The following is a 17,882-nucleotide window of genomic DNA, read 5'->3' as shown; positions in this document are numbered from 1 at the left end:
AAAATCTGGGGATAACAGCGATCGGAAGGTTGTTCTGTCATCGGAGTGCTCAGTGTAAACCTCTTTAGTTGAACTTATATAAATCTGAAAGGACGTGATCTGATGATAACGCCAAACGTTAATCAAGTACTGAAAATGTCGAATGAATATAATCTGATTCCGGTAGTCAAACGGATTCTGGCAGACATGGAGACCCCGATTCGGATTTTCCGCCGTTATGCTGACAACGACCGGGCATTTCTGCTGGAAAGTGTGGAGGGTGGAATTCAATGGGCGAGATATTCCTTCATCGGTACAGATCCGTTCCTGATGATCTCCGCCAAAAAAGGCCGGATCGTGGTAGAAGAAGCGGGCCAGATTCGAGAACTGCCAGGCAAGCCGATTGAAGAACTCAAAGCTCTGCTGCGTAAGTATCGCAGTCCGAAGGATGATGAACTGCCGCCATTTACAGGCGGGGCCATCGGTTTCTTTGGATACGATCTGCTGCAATATTATGAGAAGCTTCCGGCCCACGCGCTGGATGATCTGAAAATGGATGATATTCGCTTCATGTTCTGCGACCAGATTATCGTGTTTGACCATGTGAAGCAGCAGATGCTGCTTGTGGGCAATGTGCACGTGAAGGACGGTGCAACGGATGATGATATCCGTCAAGCTTATGCTTTAACTTCTGAGAAGCTGGAACAGGCGGCTGAACGCTTGCAGCAGCAAGGACCAGGGGAGAACTTGAACCCGCGTTCCATCCCAGGAGACGTGGAACTGGGGGATATTCGATCCAATCTCACGAAGGAACAGTTTATCGGGAATGTAGAGCAGGCCAAAGAGTACATTCGGGCAGGAGATATTTTTCAAGTGGTATTATCCCAACGTTTCCACATTGATACCGAAGTATCTCCGCTGCATGTATATCGCGTGCTTCGAACGTTGAATCCATCACCCTACATGTATTATCTGAAGATGGACGATGAAATTATTGTGGGGACTTCACCGGAAGCGTTGGTAAAAGTGGATGGAAACCGCGTAGAAACACGGCCGATTGCGGGTACACGTCCAAGAGGAGCTACGGAAGCAGAAGATCGTGCATTGGCGGCAGATCTGCTGCAGGACGAGAAGGAACGTGCGGAACATCTGATGCTTGTTGATCTGGGACGTAATGATCTGGGACGTGTGTCTAACTTTGGAAGTGTGAAATGTGACATGTTCATGGAAATTGAACGATATTCCCACGTCATGCACATGGTGTCCAACGTTACAGGTGAGCTTAGAGAAGACAAGGATTTCTTTGATGCATTTCTTTCGTGTTTGCCGGCGGGTACGGTATCCGGTGCGCCGAAGCTACGTGCGATGGAGATTATCGCGGAACTGGAAAAAGAAGCACGGGGTGCTTATGCAGGTGCTATCGGTTATCTTGGTTTCTCGGGCAACATGGACTCCTGTATTACAATCCGAACGATTATTTTCAAAAAGGGAAAAGCTTATGTGCAGGCTGGAGCCGGAATCGTATGGGATTCGGTGCCTGAGAATGAATATGAAGAAACAGTAAATAAAGCCAAAGCGTTACTTAAGGCGATTCGTACAGCAGAAGCGATGTTTCCTGCCAAAGAGAAGGATCACACCTTGAAACTTGCCAACGCCGATTATTTTGTTACCCCAGCCACGGCTGCACAAAACTGAGAGAGGAGAGACCGGAAATGAATATGAACCCAGTCATGAATGAAGAATCCGAGCGATCTGTAAGTGAAGTTAGTCATGCGGAAGGAATGAAGAATGGCCTTGCCAAAATTTTGGAGGGCAGCCATCTGGAGCAGGCGGAAGCGCGTGACTTGATGTACTCCATCATGAGAGGTGAGGCCACTCCGGCTCAAATCGGAGGTTTGCTTATGGGCTTGCGGATGAAGGGGGAAACGGTGGATGAAATCACGGGGTTTGCCGAAGCCATGCGTGGACAGGGCGGACGGATCCTGACCGACGGCAATGGACTGCTGGACACCTGTGGAACAGGTGGTTCAGGTATTCATAAGTTCAACATTTCAACAGCATCGGCGATCATTGCTTCAGCAGTCTCTGTCCGGGTGGCGAAGCATGGAAATCGCTCTGCCTCAGGCAAGGCGGGCAGTGCGGATGTACTTGAAGCATTGGGCGTGAATATTCATCTGGACGGAGAGCAGGCGAGACAATGTCTCGATGAGATCGGAATCTGTTTTTGTTTTGCTCAGGTGTACCACCCTTCTATGAAACATGCTGCTGCGCCAAGAAAAGAGCTGGGTGTGCGTACGATCTTTAACATGCTCGGACCTCTAACCAATCCTGCGGGAGCGGATCGACAATTGCTTGGTTTATATGACCGCAGCCGGACACCGATGATCGCTGAAGTGCTGAATCGTCTGGGGCTGAAAAGAGCTTTGGTTGTAGCGAGTCATGATGGACTGGATGAAATCAGCATCTCCGCACCTACCCAGGTATCCGAGCTGCGTAATGGTGAAGTGCATACGTATGACATTGATCCACGTGATATGGGATTATCGTTACATCCGCTGGAATCGGTTCTTGGAGGAGATGCGGCTCAGAACGCCGAAATTATTAAAAGGATCTTCCAGGGAGAACGGAGCGCATACCGCGATGTCGTTCTGTTGAATGCCGGGGCGTGCATCTATGTATCCGGTCTAGCAAATACCATTGCAGAAGGTGTGTTGATGGCGACAGACGCTGTAGACTCCGGCAAGGCTGCCGGGAAGCTGGAACAGTTAATTCATACAACGGAGGCGTACAGTCATGTATCTTGATCGAATCGTAGCAACCAAACATAAAGAAGTTGAAGTTCTGGCACAAACATTTCAGATGGACGATGCGCTGAAAAAGATAGAGGCATTACCCAATACTCGTGGATTCGAACGTGCTCTATCAGAGAGACGTAACCGTAAACTGGGTCTCATTGCCGAAGTGAAGAAGGCTTCTCCGTCCAAAGGACTGATTCGTCCTGATTTTCATCCAGTAGAAATTGCTTCCGCATACGAACGGGCTGGAGCGGATTGTATATCCGTATTGACCGACGTTTCTTATTTCCAGGGAAATAGCGAATACTTGCAGGCCATTCATGAAGCTGTGAACATACCGCTACTGCGCAAAGATTTTATTATAGATGAACGACAGATTGCCGAGGCAAGGCTGCTTGGCGCGGACGCCGTTTTGCTGATTGCGAGTATTCTGACACCCGAACAGATGCGTCAATATCTGACGTTTGCCAAAAGTCTGGGCCTGGATGCATTAATTGAAGTCCATGATCGTGCTGAACTGGAGCAAGTACTCGATATACCGCAGGCAACACTTGTGGGCATCAACAACCGCAATCTGAAAACGTTCGAAACCAGTCTCAACACCACGTTGGATTTGATGAACTTGATTCCGGATGGTGTCACATTAATCAGTGAAAGTGGAATTGACGGCCCTCAGCCACTGGAATCTCTTATTGAGGCAGGTGTGCATGGTATCCTTGTTGGGGAGCATCTGATGCGTAAGGACGATGTTGAGGCAGCGGTATATGAACTGATGGGACCAAAAGCATGAATGCATTCAATCATGACGGCACAAACAGCAGAGACGTGGATCTGCGAACCCGGCCGGCAGCGGCTGTAAAAATATGTGGACTTCAGGACGTTGAAGTGCTAAAATCGATGATAAACTTGCCTGTGGATTACGTTGGTGTTGTTTTTGCCCCATCCCGTCGCCGTATTACGCCTGAACAGGGTGCCGAGCTAAGAACGGTTCTCTTGGACTGGACGATGTTTGATCGGCCGAAGCTGGCGGGTGTTTTCGTGAATCCTACGCTCGAAGAGCTGGAAAGCATCATGCAGATTTCACGCCTGGATGTCATTCAGCTGCATGGACAGGAATCGCCGGAATTTTGTGAACAGGTGAAGCAGCACTTCGGTACCGAAGTGTTCAAGGCTTTCTCTTTTGCCAAGGATGAAACAGGTTCATTAGCTGACGATACTGCCTTATTGGCACTTGATCCATATAAAAATGTGGTGGACGCCATATTGCTCGATACGTTTGACCCGCTCTATGGAGGGGGCTCCGGTAAAACCTTTGCCTGGGAACGAATTCCTTTCTACGCCGAGTGGGCAAGAAAACATGGAATCGCGTTGTTCGTGGCAGGAGGTTTACAGCCGGATAATGTGCAACAACTGATACAGACATATGCACCGGACGGCGTCGATGTATCCAGCGGCGTAGAGTCCGAAGGTGTGAAGGATATTGCGAAAATTACAGCATTTGTAGAAAGGGTGAAGCAGGCATGACACATCAATTGCCGGATCAACACGGGCGTTTCGGTCCCTTCGGAGGCCGCTTTGTACCTGAGACACTAATGAACGCTCTGATCGAACTGGAGGAAGCGTATAGCCACTTCTCTGAAGACGAGGAATTTAACAAGGAACTGAATTACCTGTTAAGCGAGTATTCTGGCCGGGAAACACCTTTATACCATGCAGAGCAATTATCCCGCCGCTTGGGTGGACCTAAAATTTATCTGAAACGTGAAGACCTGAACCATACGGGAGCGCACAAGATCAATAACGCTATTGGACAGGGATTGCTGGCTAAACGAATGGGAAAAAAGAAAGTCATCGCCGAAACAGGTGCAGGACAGCATGGCGTTGCCACCGCAACAGTTGCTGCATTGCTGGGGCTTGAATGTAAAGTGTTTATGGGTGAAGAAGATACGCAACGGCAACAGTTGAACGTATTTCGGATGAAGCTGCTTGGGGCGGAAGTCATTCCGGTGACATCTGGCACGCGCACATTGAAAGATGCAGGAAACGAGGCGCTCCGCTACTGGGTTAGTAATGTGGAAGATACCTTCTACGTGCTTGGATCGGTAGTCGGTCCTCATCCGTATCCAATGATGGTACGTAACTTCCAGCGAGTGATCGGTGATGAGACACGGCGCCAGATTCAGGAGATTGAAGGACGGTTGCCAGATGTGATTGTTGCAGCTGTAGGCGGCGGAAGTAATGCAATCGGTATGTTCTATCCGTTTATTGGCGATCAGGATGTGAAGCTTGTTGGAGTTGAAGCAGCAGGTAAAGGGGTGGACACCGAGTTCCATGCGGCTACGATGAGCAAAGGGACACACGGTGTATTCCAGGGTTCGATGAGTTATTTACTGCAAGATGAATATGGACAGGTTCAGCCAGCCCATTCCATTTCAGCGGGACTTGATTATCCGGGTGTTGGTCCCGAGCATTCCTATCTCAAAGATATTAAACGTGCAAAATATGTTCCGATTACGGACCAGGAGGCATTGGATGCCTTGCAGTTGCTGAGCCGAACAGAAGGCATTATTCCCGCTTTGGAGTCAGCCCATGCTGTTGCGCAGGTTGTCAAGCTTGCGCCTGAACTCAGTGCTGATGATATCGTTGTGATCTGTCTTTCCGGTCGTGGTGACAAAGACGTTGAATCCATTATGAAATACACAGGAGGGGACTTGGCATGAACCTGATGGACCAGACCTTCCAACAATTGAAAGAACAGAACCGGACAGCACTTATTCCATTCCTTACGGTTGGAGATCCAGATGTGGACACCACGGTGGAAATCATTAAGGAATTGGAACAGGCGGGGGCAGACATTTTGGAACTCGGTGTTCCCTATTCTGATCCGCTCGCAGATGGACCGGTAATCCAGCGAGCTTCCGAGCGTGCATTGAAAAGTCAGATCACGATTCGGACTTGTATGGAGACAGCAGCCAGAGCGCGTGCGGAGGGTGTGAAAATGCCTTTTGTCCTGTTCACCTACTATAATCCAGTATTACAGACGGGATTGGATGTATTTTTTGACGAGTTGGTCAAACATGAGATCAGCGGCATGATCATCCCGGATCTTCCGATTGAGGAAGCCGAGGATATGCGACGCCGTGCAGATGCTGCAGGTGTGCATTTGGTTCCGCTCGTAGCCCCTACGTCCAACGCGAGAATCGAGCGTATTGTCACGGGAGCACGTGGTTTCATCTATTGTGTCTCTTCTCTGGGTGTCACGGGAGAGAGAGCTTCCTTTTTCGATGGGGTAGAGAGCTTCATTGAAACTGTAAAGAGCCTGACAGATATTCCTGTCGCTGTTGGCTTCGGCATTTCCAGTCACGAGCAGGTAGCTCGTTTCTCCCGCATCTGTGATGGTGTTGTTGTTGGTAGTGCTATCGTTCGTCAGGTGGAAGAAGCTATACCTCTTCTTGGAAACCCGGATACGCGTCAGGCGGGACTGTTGCAAATTCGCAACTTTGTGGCACAATTAAGAGGATAGGGATTAAATGATGTTACATCTCCGGGGCATGCTCAGCACAGGCTGAGGCATGTCCATAACTATTTCAATAACAGGAGGCGGTCGGGTTGAAACCGAAGTCCCAGATTGTCAATCTGCCTGTATATAAACCGGGCAAACCGATTGAAGAAGTGAAACGTGAACTGGGTTTGGAGCAAGTGATCAAGCTGGCCTCCAACGAAAATCCATATGGAAGTTCGCCTGCTGCGCTTGAAGCGATCACCAGAGAGCTGGTCAATGTAAGCATATATCCGGATGGCAGTTCCACGGAACTGACTGAAGTGCTGGCGAAGCATCTGGGGGTGGAACGGGATAATCTGATCTTTGGTTGTGGATCGGATGAGATCATTGCGTTGATCACTCGTGCATTCTTCCTCCCGGGAGACGAGAACATCATGGCTGACCAGACGTTCTCTGTATACAAAAGTAACGCTGACATCGAGGGTGCTGTCAGCATTGAAGTGCCACTTAAAGATGGAACTCATGACCTGACTTCCATGCTGGCACAAATCAATGATAAGACCAAAGCAGTCTGGGTATGTAACCCCAATAATCCAACGGGTACAATTATCTCTGAGCAGGAATTGACGGCATTCATGGATCGTGTACCTTCTCACGTCATGGTTGTGCTGGATGAAGCCTATTATGAATTCGTAACGGATGAGGCGTATCCACAAAGTGTTCCTATGATTGAGCGTTATCCTAACCTGGTTATCTTGCGGACATTCTCCAAAATCTATGGACTGGCTTCATTGCGTATTGGATACGGTATTGCACGCCCGGAAGTAATCGATCTGATCAACCGTGTGCGTGAGCCGTTTAATACTTCACGATTCGGTCAGGCTGCGGCGAAAGCTGCACTTGAGGATCAGGCTTTTGTCCAAGAGTGCGCGGAACGTAATGCGGTAGAACGAGCGTATTTGCAAAATGAGTTCACACGGTTAGAACTGCCGTTTTTCCCTTCGCAGGGTAACTTCATCATGGTTGATCTGGACATGCCTTCTGCAACGGCATTTCAGTCGCTATTGAAACAAGGCATTATTGTTCGTCCTGGATTCCATGTATATCCAACATACATTCGTGTGTCCGTAGGAACATCAGAACAGAACCGTGCGTTTGTCACGGCACTGGAGAACACGCTGGCTGAGAAGGCGGTAGCACGCCCTTAAATCTGGCGATGAAAAGAGTGAGGACCCATGAAACTAAAAATTGCAATGATCGGTGTAGGGCTCATTGGCGGTTCATTGGCGCTTTGCTTCAAAGGCAAGCCTGGTGTAACGGTGATGGGCTATGCCCACCTGCCTGAACTGAAGGACAAGTACATAGCGAGTGGTGTAGTGGATGATGCTACGCTCTCTCTGGAGGAAGCGGTACAGGATGCCGACTTTATTTTTTTGTGCGTACCTGTTGGGCTGCTCGAATCCTATTTTGGACAATTGGCCAAGCTTCCCTTGAAAAAGGGATGTATTATTACGGATGTAGGAAGCACAAAGGCGTCCATCGCAGCCTGTGCTGAGCATGTCCGCATGAGTGACGCATACTTTATCGGCGGGCATCCGATGGCCGGATCTGAGCGTGCAGGTGTAGATGCAGCCTCGGCAGTATTATTCGAGAATGCATACTATGTCTTGACCCCTTCAGAATATGTACCTGAGGAAGCTTATGACAGGTTATCTGATCTTCTTGCGTATACACGTGCCCAGATTGTACGTGTAGAGCCGCTGCTGCACGATGACATTGTGGGGGCGATTAGTCACTTGCCACATGTTATTGCAGTTGCGCTGGTGAACCAGGTGCGCGAATATAATGAATCGAATCCTTTGTATAAAATGCTGGCTGCAGGCGGTTTCCGGGATATTACTCGGATTGCCTCCAGTGATGCCATTGTATGGAGAGATATTCTGCTGAGCAACCGTGAGGTGCTGCTGGGCTTGCTGAAGGACTGGAACGGCCAGATGACGGCTTTCACCGAAATGCTGGAGCAACAAAATGGTGAGGGCATTGAGGAGGCGTTTCGTCAGGCACGCGAGTTCCGCAGTGTGCTGCCAGAACGACGGAAAGGTATGATCTCGTCGTTGTTTGATCTGTATACGGATGTACAGGATGCACCGGGGATGATCGGCAAGATTGCCACCGAGCTTGGGGCGAATGATATTAACTTAAGCAACATGGAGATTATTGAGAACCGGGTCGATGTACCGGGCATTATGCGTTTGTCGTTCCGGCAAGAAGAAGAGATGGAACGGGCCAAAACGTTGCTGGATTCCCTAGGGTATCAAGTGTGGATTTAGGTTTTTAGAAGGGGGCGAAAGCCCTCTTTCTTTGTGTTGAAAACTAACTGTTACAGGACATGTTCTAAAAAAGGACAAAAAAAAGACCGCTTACATAAGCGGCCATTGCTCACGTGGAGCAATACAGTTATTGGATAGGAGTGGAGAGAAACCATACTGTACTTTTATTATATGTATCCGTTTTCATTTTGTCAACACTTTGAGTAAAATTGTTTGAATTAATTATAACATTCGTAAATTAAGGAAATATAATCCTTGCATCAAAGTGGAATAGATCTTCATTTGGAACTGAAATTTTGAATTAATTCTTTATTCACACAAACTTTTTGAGGCCTTCGTTCGTCCAATATATGAGTGGCTTCACAAAAGGGATCAAATTGAAGTCATGGACGAGAAAACGGCCGCATAATAATGACTGGTCGGGCTTCAATGGAAGCCATGGATTTGCCAGGACGATGCAGACCGTTGTACAATAAATACTGTTAATGTAGAAACGTTGGGGAAATTGCCATTACATAGGGGAATTTGGCGGGAAGGCCTGTTTTGGCGCTGAACGCTGTTTTATGCGGTGAAAACCGCAACTTTTTTGTGCCTGTTCGGTAATACATGGATAGAGTCGAACGGGGAGAAGCACATGGATGGGCGAGGAGGGGTCGCACTCAAATGACGGATTCCCAGTTGATTCGAGAGATCAAGGAAGGTAACCTGGAGTTATATTCCGAGCTGATGAGTCGTTATCAGCGTAAAATACTGGCTTTCGTATATCATATGTTGAAAAGTTCTAATATGGAGCTGCTTGCGGAAGATCTCTGTTCTGAGACTTTCTATAAGGCGTTCCGCAGTCTGCACTCATTCCGAGAGGTGGATGCCTCATTCTCAACCTGGTTATATACCATTGCGAGAAATACGGTACTGAGTGAGCTTCGCAAACAGCGTAGTGGGAGTGTTCCACTTGAAGAGAGCGGTATTGTACCTGTTGCTCCTTCTGAGAATGCGCCAGAGCATGCTGTATTGCGCAGTGAGCGGGTGATGCTGGTTAGGGATGCAATTAACAATTTACCGGAGAAGCAGCGTTCTGCCATTATACTCCGAGAGTATGATCAACTAGATTACCAGGAGATTGCAAATATTCTTGGGCAGAGCGTCAGTTCTGTAAAATCGTTATTGTTCAGAGCAAGGTCAAGCGTAAAAACTCAATTGGAACCTTATTTCTTCGAACCGGTCTACGAGCCATATGAAGGGATGAAGAACAGATGAATTGCAATGAAGCCCAGGAACTGTTTGCACTGGTCTGGGACTTGCCGGAAGCTCATCCTCAGCGAATTGCATTTCATGCTCATCTCGCTGGTTGTGAAGATTGCTCGCAGCAATTTGAGGTGTGGGAAGAAGCTCAAATTCTGATGCACAGCATACCGGTCCCAGTGACAGAACAACAAGCAGAGAAAGTGAACCGTAATGTTATGGACCGGATCTATGCGGAGTCTCCATGGCTACTGCCGGAAGAGGCAAAGGTTAATCGTTTCTCTGCTGTAATCCGCAAGCATATGTCTTTGTGGATTGCTGCGTTCCTGGCAATTTTTTTATGCAGCTTTCTGTACATGGCGATGTTTAAGCCAGACGTATCAGAAGCTGAGCAGACCAACGTGGTCTCTACGGGCATTTTGGAGACAGGAGTAGCGGGCAGTGAGCCTTCTTCCTCCGGATTGTACAAGTACAACATGACGGGAGCGGACAGAGGTAGTATTATTGAGCCCTTCGTTGTGAGCATGGGCCCAGCGTATCCTCAGTACTGGATGGCGTTGTCGCTGCTTGCAATAGGTATGGCTCTGTTCTCTCTTGGACGGATGCATCGTACAACGAACAAACGCAAACAAGGTGCACGTGCTTAGGTAAAGCTTTCGTTCACCGTATAGAGAAATGAGGGATGAGATGCGGATCGGGCTTATTCGTCACGGTCTAACCGACTGGAATGCGGCAGGACGTATTCAGGGACAGACAGACATACCTCTGAATGCAGAAGGTCGTGAGCAAGCTGAACGTCTGGGTAGACGTTTGCTTACCGAAGAGTATCGCTGGGACCACATCATTACGAGCGGGCTGTCCAGGGCTCAGGAGACGGGAGAGATTATCTCCGGGCTATTGAATGTTCCTTTGCTGGAGCCAGATGCACGCTTGAAGGAGCGTGCCTTTGGTCAGATTGAAGGTCTGACGTCCGAAGAGCGTGTTGCTCGCTGGGGCGCTTCTTGGGAGACGCTGGATTTGGGGCAGGAACAGATTGCTGATATTCAGACACGTGCATTGGGCTTTCTGGAGGATTTATGGGAGGCTCATCAGGACCAAAATGTGCTGATTGTCTCCCATGGCGCTTTTTTAGCCAATATGCTATCAGCTTTGTATAAAGACCGCTATACGGAACGAATTGGAAACCTGTCGCTTACGATCCTGGAGAAGGAACGTGACGATTGGAGTCCACTGCTTTATAACTGTACACGACACCTTTCATTGGATCTGGCAAAACAACCTGAGTAATTAACTCAGGTTGTTTTTTTGCGTTATAGTAATTTATAACTGCCATTCTATATGATTTTGAACCTCTCATTCTTCTTCTGAGCGGGCAACTTCGGGCATAGTATGGTTAAAACATAAAAGATTTGCAAAAAAGAGGTTTAGATCATGGGAATTCCGTCAACGATATTTACAAAACCAAACTACTCCAGGCCCCGAATCAACAGCCAAAAAGTAGTCAAGGGCGAGGCGATGGACCCATGAATCTAGCGGATATGCTTACTTTTGCCGATATCGGCCAGCTTAATCGAATAGCAGACTATTACCAGTGCGAGTGTAAGCCCAATTCCAAACATGAACTCATCCAGAGTATTCTCACTACATTGGGCAGCAGACCTTTTTTTGAGCAGCAGGTTCGTGAACTAAACCAGGTAGATCTGCGATTTTTGAACAACTTGCTGTTTGATGCCCGTCAATACTTCGGTATGGAGGAACTTGTCGCCATTGCTCGTCAATCGATGGATAAAAAAGATAGCGAGGCTGGAGCCAGTCCACGTGATCTTATCGTACGCTTCACGAAGAGTGGATGGTTGTTCAATGGCACAACTCAACAGACCAGGTATCTGTATCAGGTACCCCAGGATTTGCAATTGAGATTTCGGGATGTGTTATCCACTCACCTGAAAGCCGGCATTGCACAGACGAGCGAGCCTCCCGTTTACCGGGATGAATACCATCTACTCGCAGATGATCTGAAACTGTTTCTACAATTTGTCCAGCAGCATGAAATAGCACTAAACGCAGAAGGCATGATGTATCGTCGTTCTCAGCAGCAGATCATGGAGCATTTGCATGTAAGTGAGGCGCTGGTGGGTAAGGCTGGATGGAGATTCGGTTACGGTCGTTCGTTCAAAGACTACCCCGACCGATTTGCGTTCATCTATGACTACGCTTTTCATCATCGTCTGGTCCGCGAGGAGCAGGGCTCGCTGAAATTGTCACCTTCCGGTGAAGACAAGCTGGGGGCAGAGAAAACAGCTGAGATGATACAGCTATTTCGGTTTTGGTTAAGACTTTATAAAGGTGCTATTCCCAATCTGTCCTCCATTGTGTGCTGGACAGGGGAATGTGCAGCTAGCTGGTCCACAGCAGAGTCTTTGTTCCGACAGATTGGTCCCTACATTCAGCCGTTCTATTATGACACTGCAGAGACGATTTATGACAACAGGATACTCAAAATGATGCTGCACCTAGGCATGCTTCGTATTGGAGAGCATGCAGATGGGCGAACAGTACAAATGACAGCATGGGGTTCACGCCTTGCGTCATCCTGTCGCTCGCTATCCGGGGATATTACCCCCGTTATGTTTGACAAGTGAAGGACAAGTTGCTAAAATCACTCCCAAATTAAGGAGTGATACTTATGATAATTCCATACAAAGGTATGCAACCACAGTTACACCCTTCGGTATATATGGCTGAAGGCGCCAAACTAATAGGTGATCTGACAATGGGTGAAGAATCTACGATCTGGTTCAATGCTGTGCTGCGCGCCGATCTGGCACCCATTGTGATTGGACGGCGCTGTAATATACAGGATAATGCTGTTGGACACGTCAACACGGATCAACCTTTGATTTTGGACGACGATGTGTCGGTAGGACATTCTGCGATTATCCATGGATGTCGTATCGGAACAGGTTCGCTGATTGGTATGGGCGCTATCATTCTCAATGGAGCCGAAATTGGTGAACATACGCTGATCGGGGCCGGTTCTGTTGTTACTGAAAATACTAAAATTCCGCCCTATACCCTTGCTTTGGGCACACCAGCCAAAGTGATACGTGAGTTGACTGATGCAGATCTTGAGCGGATGTCGAGAACTACACTAGGTTATGTTGCCAAAGGAAAGGAGTATAGGAGCTCTTAAATCCGTTTTGGAGGTGCATCCTATTGGATAAAATGAAAGTTACGTATGAAGTCATGTTGGGGCTGGCTGCTGAGATGGTGTGGGACGACGCGCTTCGTAAACAGCGCAGCGAGAAGCTGTATATGGAAATCGATAATGCATTGGCTACCGGAGACGAAGTAGCTTTCCGGAATCTGACGGATGAACTGAAGGCCATAAACTGATGAGCATGTAAAAATAAATATATAACACAGGAAATGCGTGAAACACGCATTTCTTTTTTGCGTTCACGACCATTCCTGCACGGAAAAAGTATCAATCTCTGGATTTATAATATAAGCTCATATATAATATGGGAATAAAATGGATAGAGAGGGGAATTAGGGAATTGAAATTCAGTGAGATGACTCAAGACAGCTGGGCGGAACTGCAACTCTATCTGGATACATGCCTTATTCCATATACAGCCCTAACGGGCAAGCAGTCTCCAGTTGAAGCAACTGAGGCGTTGGAGCGGCTTAGAGATTTTTTGGATCTAGTGGAGATTCCGTTTAAAGGGCGTATCATGACTTACCCTGCATTCCATTATGCGTGTCCGGATATGTCAATGGCATTAAATACCTTATCCGAACAACTCAAATCTTCCGGTTTCAAATATGTGGTTATAATGTCATCTGATGGTGTGATGGAACAGACCCAAATTACTTCTGCAGATTTGGTATTAAGTCGTTCTGTTTTAATTCAAGAGGTTGGAGAAGAAGGGATTTCGCGTTTTGTCGGGGAAAAAATCCGTGAGTTATGGAAAAGATGACCTACCTGTGACAAATGTGACAATTTACCAACACTTTTTTAATAACGCTTACAAATGAACCTTAAAAATGTGTGACAAATTCTTGACGGTGTTCTAGGGCTACTATATGATTATGTATGTTCTAGTAAGTCGTGGAATTTCTGATAATGAAAACGATTAAGAGAGTTGGCTGAAAAAGGGGGTTGGAGACAGTATGAGCAGTGAGCATGACCAGCACGAAGCTTCGATGAAATTGCCAAGCCGCATGGAAATGTCACGCAGGCAGTTTTTGACGTACACGCTTGGTGGAGCTACAGCCTACATGGCCGCCGGTGCAATACTTCCCATGGTCCGTTTTGCGGTGGACCCGATTTTGCAGCACAAGGGAGAAGGCACCTCTGTCAAAGTAGCGGAAATCAGCAAAATTACGAATGAACCTCAAGAATTTACGTTTGAAGTGAAACAGCAAGACGGTTGGTATTTGAGCAATGCTTCGTTAATCGCCTGGATCAGGAAAGATGAACAGGGCAAAATCTATGCGCTGTCACCCATTTGTAAACATTTGGGGTGTACCGTAGGTTGGAACAGTGATAAGCAGTATCCCGACGAATATCATTGTCCGTGCCATGGTGCGCATTATACCAAAGAAGGCAAGAATCTTGCCGTAGCCCCGAAGCCGCTGGATGAGTATGTGGTTAAGGAAGATCAGGGTTGGGTTTATCTGGGCGACATTGTTCCGAACACCCGAGTCAAATAGGAGGCGTGAACGCAGATGTTTAAAAATGTCTATGACTGGATTGACGAGCGTCTCGATATCACGCCAATTTGGAGGGACGTTGCGGATCATGAAGTTCCAGAGCACGTAAACCCGGCTCATCACTTTTCCGCATTCGTGTACTGCTTTGGTGGATTGACGTTCTTTATCACTGTTATTCAAATTTTGTCAGGGATGTTCCTGACCATGTATTATGTGCCTGATATTATTAATGCTTACGCCAGTGTCGAGTATTTGCAGACCAAAGTAGCCTTCGGCCAAATTGTACGCGGGATGCACCATTGGGGAGCCAGTTTGGTTATCGTTATGATGTTCTTACATACGATGCGTGTATTCTTTACCGGCTCTTACAAAGCACCACGGGAGATGAACTGGGTTGTCGGCATGCTGATCTTTTTTGTCATGCTGGGTCTCGGGCTTACCGGGTACCTGTTGCCTTGGGATAACAAAGCATACTTTGCAACCAAGGTTACTCTAGAGATTGCGAATACGGTTCCTTGGCTGGGGCCGATCATTAAGGAATTCCTGCAAGGCGGAACTATTGTAGGTGCGCAGACGTTAACACGGTTCTTTGCCCTGCACGTCTTCTTCCTTCCGGCTGTGCTTCTGGTGCTTCTGGTCGGTCACTTTATTATGATCCGCAGACAGGGCATTTCGGGACCACTATAATCTGAGAAGGGAGGAATCGACATGGCTCACGGACACAAGTCAGATGACCAGGAAAAGATTATCTTCGTCGGGGACTCACGCGTCCGTAAAGGCGCGGGGTTTATAACTCCACCGGATTACACGGCGTATCCCGGCAAATCAGAGGCTTTTATTCCTAACTTCTTGCTGAAGGAATGGATGGTTGGTGTTGTTGTACTGGTTGGTATTCTAGTATTAACGATTTCGGAACCTGCACCATTGGGCTATCCGGCCAATCCAAGTGCATCGGTTATCCCGATGCCAGACTGGTACTTCCTTTTTCTGTATCAGTATTTGAAATACCCATATGCCTCAGGTGATTATGTCCTGCTCGGGGTACTTGGAGTCAGTGGAGTTGCTTTCGGCGCTTTATTACTCGCTCCTTTTCTGGATACAGGCAAGGAGCGGCGTTTCTACAAACGTCCGATTGCATCATCACTTATGATTCTATCGGTGATGGCCGTTTTCTACCTGACCAATGTTGCATGGACACACTACGCGCATGAGTTGGAAGCAAGCGGCCAGAAGCCGGAACATATTCAGCGTGAGGAAGAAGCGCGGGAGAAACACGCGCAGGGTCTGCCTACCTCCAATGCGCCAGGTCAAAAAGAAGAAGTGGCGATCGTTGAGAAGGATGACCCTGCAATGGAAACCTTCAAAAAGGCCGGATGTATCGGATGTCATGCGGCTGATATGAAGGGAGCAGGAGGACCTTCGCTTCGGGGTGTGGGCGACAAACACAGCCAGGAAGAAATCCTGACGATTATCAAAGAAGGATATAACAGTATGCCTGCTCAGTACGACAACGCCATTGCTCAAGGGCTGACAGATGATGACATCAATCATCTGGCAGAATGGCTTGCGAAACAGAAGGCAGAACAGTAAAATCGAAATAAGCAATGAAACCTGATCGTTTATGCGGTCAGGTTTTTTTGAGGCGTTTTTCGCAAAACCTATCTTTGGAATGCAGAACACATATGATGGAAGGGGCAGAGAATGTGGCTTTATCGTATTTTTGGAGCCGGGAATTTCTAACGAACCGTTATTTCCTGTGGCTTCTTTTTTGGTGTAATGCATTAGGAACAGTATATGGATACATATGGTACGGGGATCAATTGGAATATACGCTGGCACAGCAACCACTATGGCAAATTGTGTTTGTGCCGGACAGTCCGACGGCGAGTCTGTTTTTTACACTATCCTTGTTGTGGATTTTGTACAAGCCGAAATCGATGCTTCTGAATCGGATTGGACATATCATACAGGCGCTTGCTGTGGTTACTTCGGTAAAATACGGTGTTTGGGCAGTCTCCATCATTTTTGCAGGCTGGATGCAGGGGGGCGCACAGAACTGGCAGGATTGGATGTTAATTGCGTCGCATAGCGCCATGGCTATTGAGGCTCTGCTGTATGTGCGGTTCTTTGGGTTCCGTTGGGGTGCTCTAACAATCGCTGCATTATGGACGCTGTTAAACGATACGATGGATTATACTTATGACATCTTCCCTTGGCTGCCCGCATCGCTGATGGACCATCTGGATGGTGTACGCAACTTCACAGTGGGACTGACGCTTGTGAGCATTCTCTGTGCATGGCTTGCATTGAGACAGGCCAAACGGACCTGATTTCCTAATGTAAGCTTGTTCTAAGGAACTCCGGCCCGCCATACATTGATGGTGGGAGGGATGTCCATGAAGAGAACGTTCAGGATCAAAACTGGATTTATGGTGGTGTCGTTCATGACTCTACTGTTCTGGACGAACTTGTCATACAGCGTATCAGCGGAAAGTACAGGTGCGAACGGAAATACAGATCAGCAAGTATTAGCCAAAAATTCAATTCAGCAATTAAATGAAGAAGCGGCCCTGCTGTATCGACATGCCTTGGAGAATGATATTGAAGAGGTTAGAGGCAGTATTTTGCGAATCAGTAAAGGTCTGGAGCATATATCCTTTGAGGGTCAGACGACAGTAGAAGGCATTCATGCCCTATCCGAGACCATTGTTGAAGTGAAAGAAGCTGCGGTCAGGGTGAAAAGTGATGATGCATCTCTGCAGCAGGCCTCTGCCAAACTTCGACTTGCGGCAGACAGTCTTGCGAACCCGGCCAAACCTTTATGGCTCCAGTATTATAAAATCGTAAAAAATGATATTGATGCGCTATCAACCGCGGCAAATCAACAGTTAAGTTCGGCGATAATAGCAAGTCGCTACGCCTTACTGGAGGAGCATTACGAGACGATCCGGCCTGCGGCGATGATCCGCCGTGAACCTTACGAGATCGCCCAACTGGACGCCTGGTTGTCTCATACCAAGGGTCTGACTGCGGCCAAGCAGACTGACATCGCACAATTGAAGAGTATGGTAACCCACGGTGAAGAGTTGGTGAACCAGTTGTTTGGTCGGGAAAAGGACGAAAGTGCCTTCGTACCGTTTGTTCAGGGGCCCAATCGTAGGGCAGCCGGATTGCTCATTACTTCCATAATCATAGCAACGCTAAGTTATGCGGGTTATCGTAAATATCGGGCACAGCAACAAGGGATTCTTCCTTTTCGGCGTTAAGCCATTACTGTTATCACGATATGACAAAGACCTCTTTCTACAAGGCAGG

General features: G+C 47.7%; 20 protein-coding genes. All 20 read left to right on the top strand.

The window, feature by feature from the left end; translation table 11 throughout:
• Positions 1 to 102 precede the first annotated feature (102 nt).
• The 20 genes from trpE to BLV50_RS10560 all read left to right on the top strand — a co-directional run bounded on the left by trpE (position 103) and on the right by BLV50_RS10560 (position 17,833).
• A complete protein-coding gene (gene trpE / locus BLV50_RS10655; RefSeq protein WP_063566774.1) occupies positions 103 to 1,674 on the top strand; it encodes an anthranilate synthase component I in 1,572 nt (523 codons plus the stop codon).
• Between the two features lie 86 nt (positions 1,675 to 1,760).
• A complete protein-coding gene (gene trpD, locus BLV50_RS10650) occupies positions 1,761 to 2,783 on the top strand; it encodes an anthranilate phosphoribosyltransferase (protein ID WP_371121629.1) in 1,023 nt (340 codons plus the stop codon).
• Positions 2,773 to 3,564: an indole-3-glycerol phosphate synthase TrpC gene (gene trpC / locus BLV50_RS10645; protein WP_063566775.1), complete on the top strand. Its 792-nt coding sequence runs from the start codon at positions 2,773 to 2,775 to the stop codon at positions 3,562 to 3,564. The genes trpD and trpC overlap by 11 nt, the downstream gene beginning before the upstream one ends.
• Positions 3,561 to 4,298 (top strand): phosphoribosylanthranilate isomerase, encoded by a 738-nt coding sequence (locus BLV50_RS10640; RefSeq protein WP_090807389.1) that lies wholly within the window; start codon positions 3,561 to 3,563, stop codon positions 4,296 to 4,298. The genes trpC and BLV50_RS10640 overlap by 4 nt, the downstream gene beginning before the upstream one ends.
• On the top strand, positions 4,295 to 5,494 hold the full coding sequence (trpB, locus tag BLV50_RS10635; RefSeq protein ID WP_063566776.1) for a tryptophan synthase subunit beta: 1,200 nt from the start codon (positions 4,295 to 4,297) through the stop codon (positions 5,492 to 5,494). The genes BLV50_RS10640 and trpB overlap by 4 nt, the downstream gene beginning before the upstream one ends.
• On the top strand, positions 5,491 to 6,297 hold the full coding sequence (trpA, locus tag BLV50_RS10630; RefSeq protein WP_090807387.1) for a tryptophan synthase subunit alpha: 807 nt from the start codon (positions 5,491 to 5,493) through the stop codon (positions 6,295 to 6,297). The genes trpB and trpA overlap by 4 nt, the downstream gene beginning before the upstream one ends.
• An 86-nt stretch (positions 6,298 to 6,383) precedes the next feature.
• A complete protein-coding gene (hisC, locus tag BLV50_RS10625) occupies positions 6,384 to 7,484 on the top strand; it encodes a histidinol-phosphate transaminase (protein ID WP_090807385.1) in 1,101 nt (366 codons plus the stop codon).
• A 27-nt stretch (positions 7,485 to 7,511) separates the two neighbouring features.
• On the top strand, positions 7,512 to 8,606 hold the full coding sequence (locus tag BLV50_RS10620; protein WP_063566779.1) for a prephenate dehydrogenase: 1,095 nt from the start codon (positions 7,512 to 7,514) through the stop codon (positions 8,604 to 8,606).
• A 663-nt stretch (positions 8,607 to 9,269) separates the two neighbouring features.
• The gene (locus BLV50_RS10615; protein WP_053780698.1) at positions 9,270 to 9,863 is read left to right on the top strand and encodes an RNA polymerase sigma factor; all 594 of its coding nucleotides are present in this window, start codon (positions 9,270 to 9,272) and stop codon (positions 9,861 to 9,863) included.
• Positions 9,860 to 10,495, top strand: coding sequence for an anti-sigma factor family protein (locus BLV50_RS10610; protein WP_063566780.1), 636 nt, complete (start codon positions 9,860 to 9,862; stop codon positions 10,493 to 10,495). The genes BLV50_RS10615 and BLV50_RS10610 overlap by 4 nt, the downstream gene beginning before the upstream one ends.
• A 40-nt stretch (positions 10,496 to 10,535) precedes the next feature.
• The gene (locus BLV50_RS10605; protein WP_090807383.1) at positions 10,536 to 11,135 is read left to right on the top strand and encodes a histidine phosphatase family protein; all 600 of its coding nucleotides are present in this window, start codon (positions 10,536 to 10,538) and stop codon (positions 11,133 to 11,135) included.
• Between the two features lie 236 nt (positions 11,136 to 11,371).
• A complete protein-coding gene (locus BLV50_RS10600; RefSeq protein WP_090807381.1) occupies positions 11,372 to 12,490 on the top strand; it encodes a hypothetical protein in 1,119 nt (372 codons plus the stop codon).
• Positions 12,491 to 12,534: 44 nt separating this feature from the next.
• Positions 12,535 to 13,041, top strand: a complete 507-nt coding sequence (locus BLV50_RS10595) for a gamma carbonic anhydrase family protein (RefSeq protein ID WP_072733414.1) — start codon at positions 12,535 to 12,537, stop codon at positions 13,039 to 13,041.
• A 23-nt stretch (positions 13,042 to 13,064) separates the two neighbouring features.
• A complete protein-coding gene (locus BLV50_RS10590) occupies positions 13,065 to 13,244 on the top strand; it encodes an IDEAL domain-containing protein (protein WP_063566784.1) in 180 nt (59 codons plus the stop codon).
• Between the two features lie 179 nt (positions 13,245 to 13,423).
• Positions 13,424 to 13,831: a DUF2487 family protein gene (locus BLV50_RS10585; protein ID WP_256337921.1), complete on the top strand. Its 408-nt coding sequence runs from the start codon at positions 13,424 to 13,426 to the stop codon at positions 13,829 to 13,831.
• Between the two features lie 193 nt (positions 13,832 to 14,024).
• Positions 14,025 to 14,567: a QcrA and Rieske domain-containing protein gene (locus BLV50_RS10580; protein ID WP_063566786.1), complete on the top strand. Its 543-nt coding sequence runs from the start codon at positions 14,025 to 14,027 to the stop codon at positions 14,565 to 14,567.
• A gap of 15 nt (positions 14,568 to 14,582) precedes the next feature.
• Positions 14,583 to 15,254 (top strand): menaquinol-cytochrome c reductase cytochrome b subunit, encoded by a 672-nt coding sequence (gene qcrB, locus BLV50_RS10575; RefSeq protein ID WP_017687726.1) that lies wholly within the window; start codon positions 14,583 to 14,585, stop codon positions 15,252 to 15,254.
• 21 nt (positions 15,255 to 15,275) lie between these two features.
• On the top strand, positions 15,276 to 16,157 hold the full coding sequence (locus BLV50_RS10570; RefSeq protein WP_090807379.1) for a menaquinol-cytochrome c reductase cytochrome b/c subunit: 882 nt from the start codon (positions 15,276 to 15,278) through the stop codon (positions 16,155 to 16,157).
• A 113-nt stretch (positions 16,158 to 16,270) separates the two neighbouring features.
• Positions 16,271 to 16,897, top strand: coding sequence for a DUF1405 domain-containing protein (locus BLV50_RS10565; RefSeq protein WP_090807585.1), 627 nt, complete (start codon positions 16,271 to 16,273; stop codon positions 16,895 to 16,897).
• A 66-nt stretch (positions 16,898 to 16,963) separates the two neighbouring features.
• Positions 16,964 to 17,833, top strand: coding sequence for a sporulation protein YpjB (locus BLV50_RS10560; RefSeq protein WP_177031155.1), 870 nt, complete (start codon positions 16,964 to 16,966; stop codon positions 17,831 to 17,833).
• Positions 17,834 to 17,882: the final 49 nt, after the last annotated feature.

Source organism: Paenibacillus sp. 276b (assembly GCF_900107875.1).
Lineage (GTDB): Bacteria > Bacillota > Bacilli > Paenibacillales > Paenibacillaceae > Paenibacillus > Paenibacillus marchantiae.
Note: the sequence above shows the minus strand (reverse complement) of the source record. Positions and strands in the feature narration are given on the sequence as shown.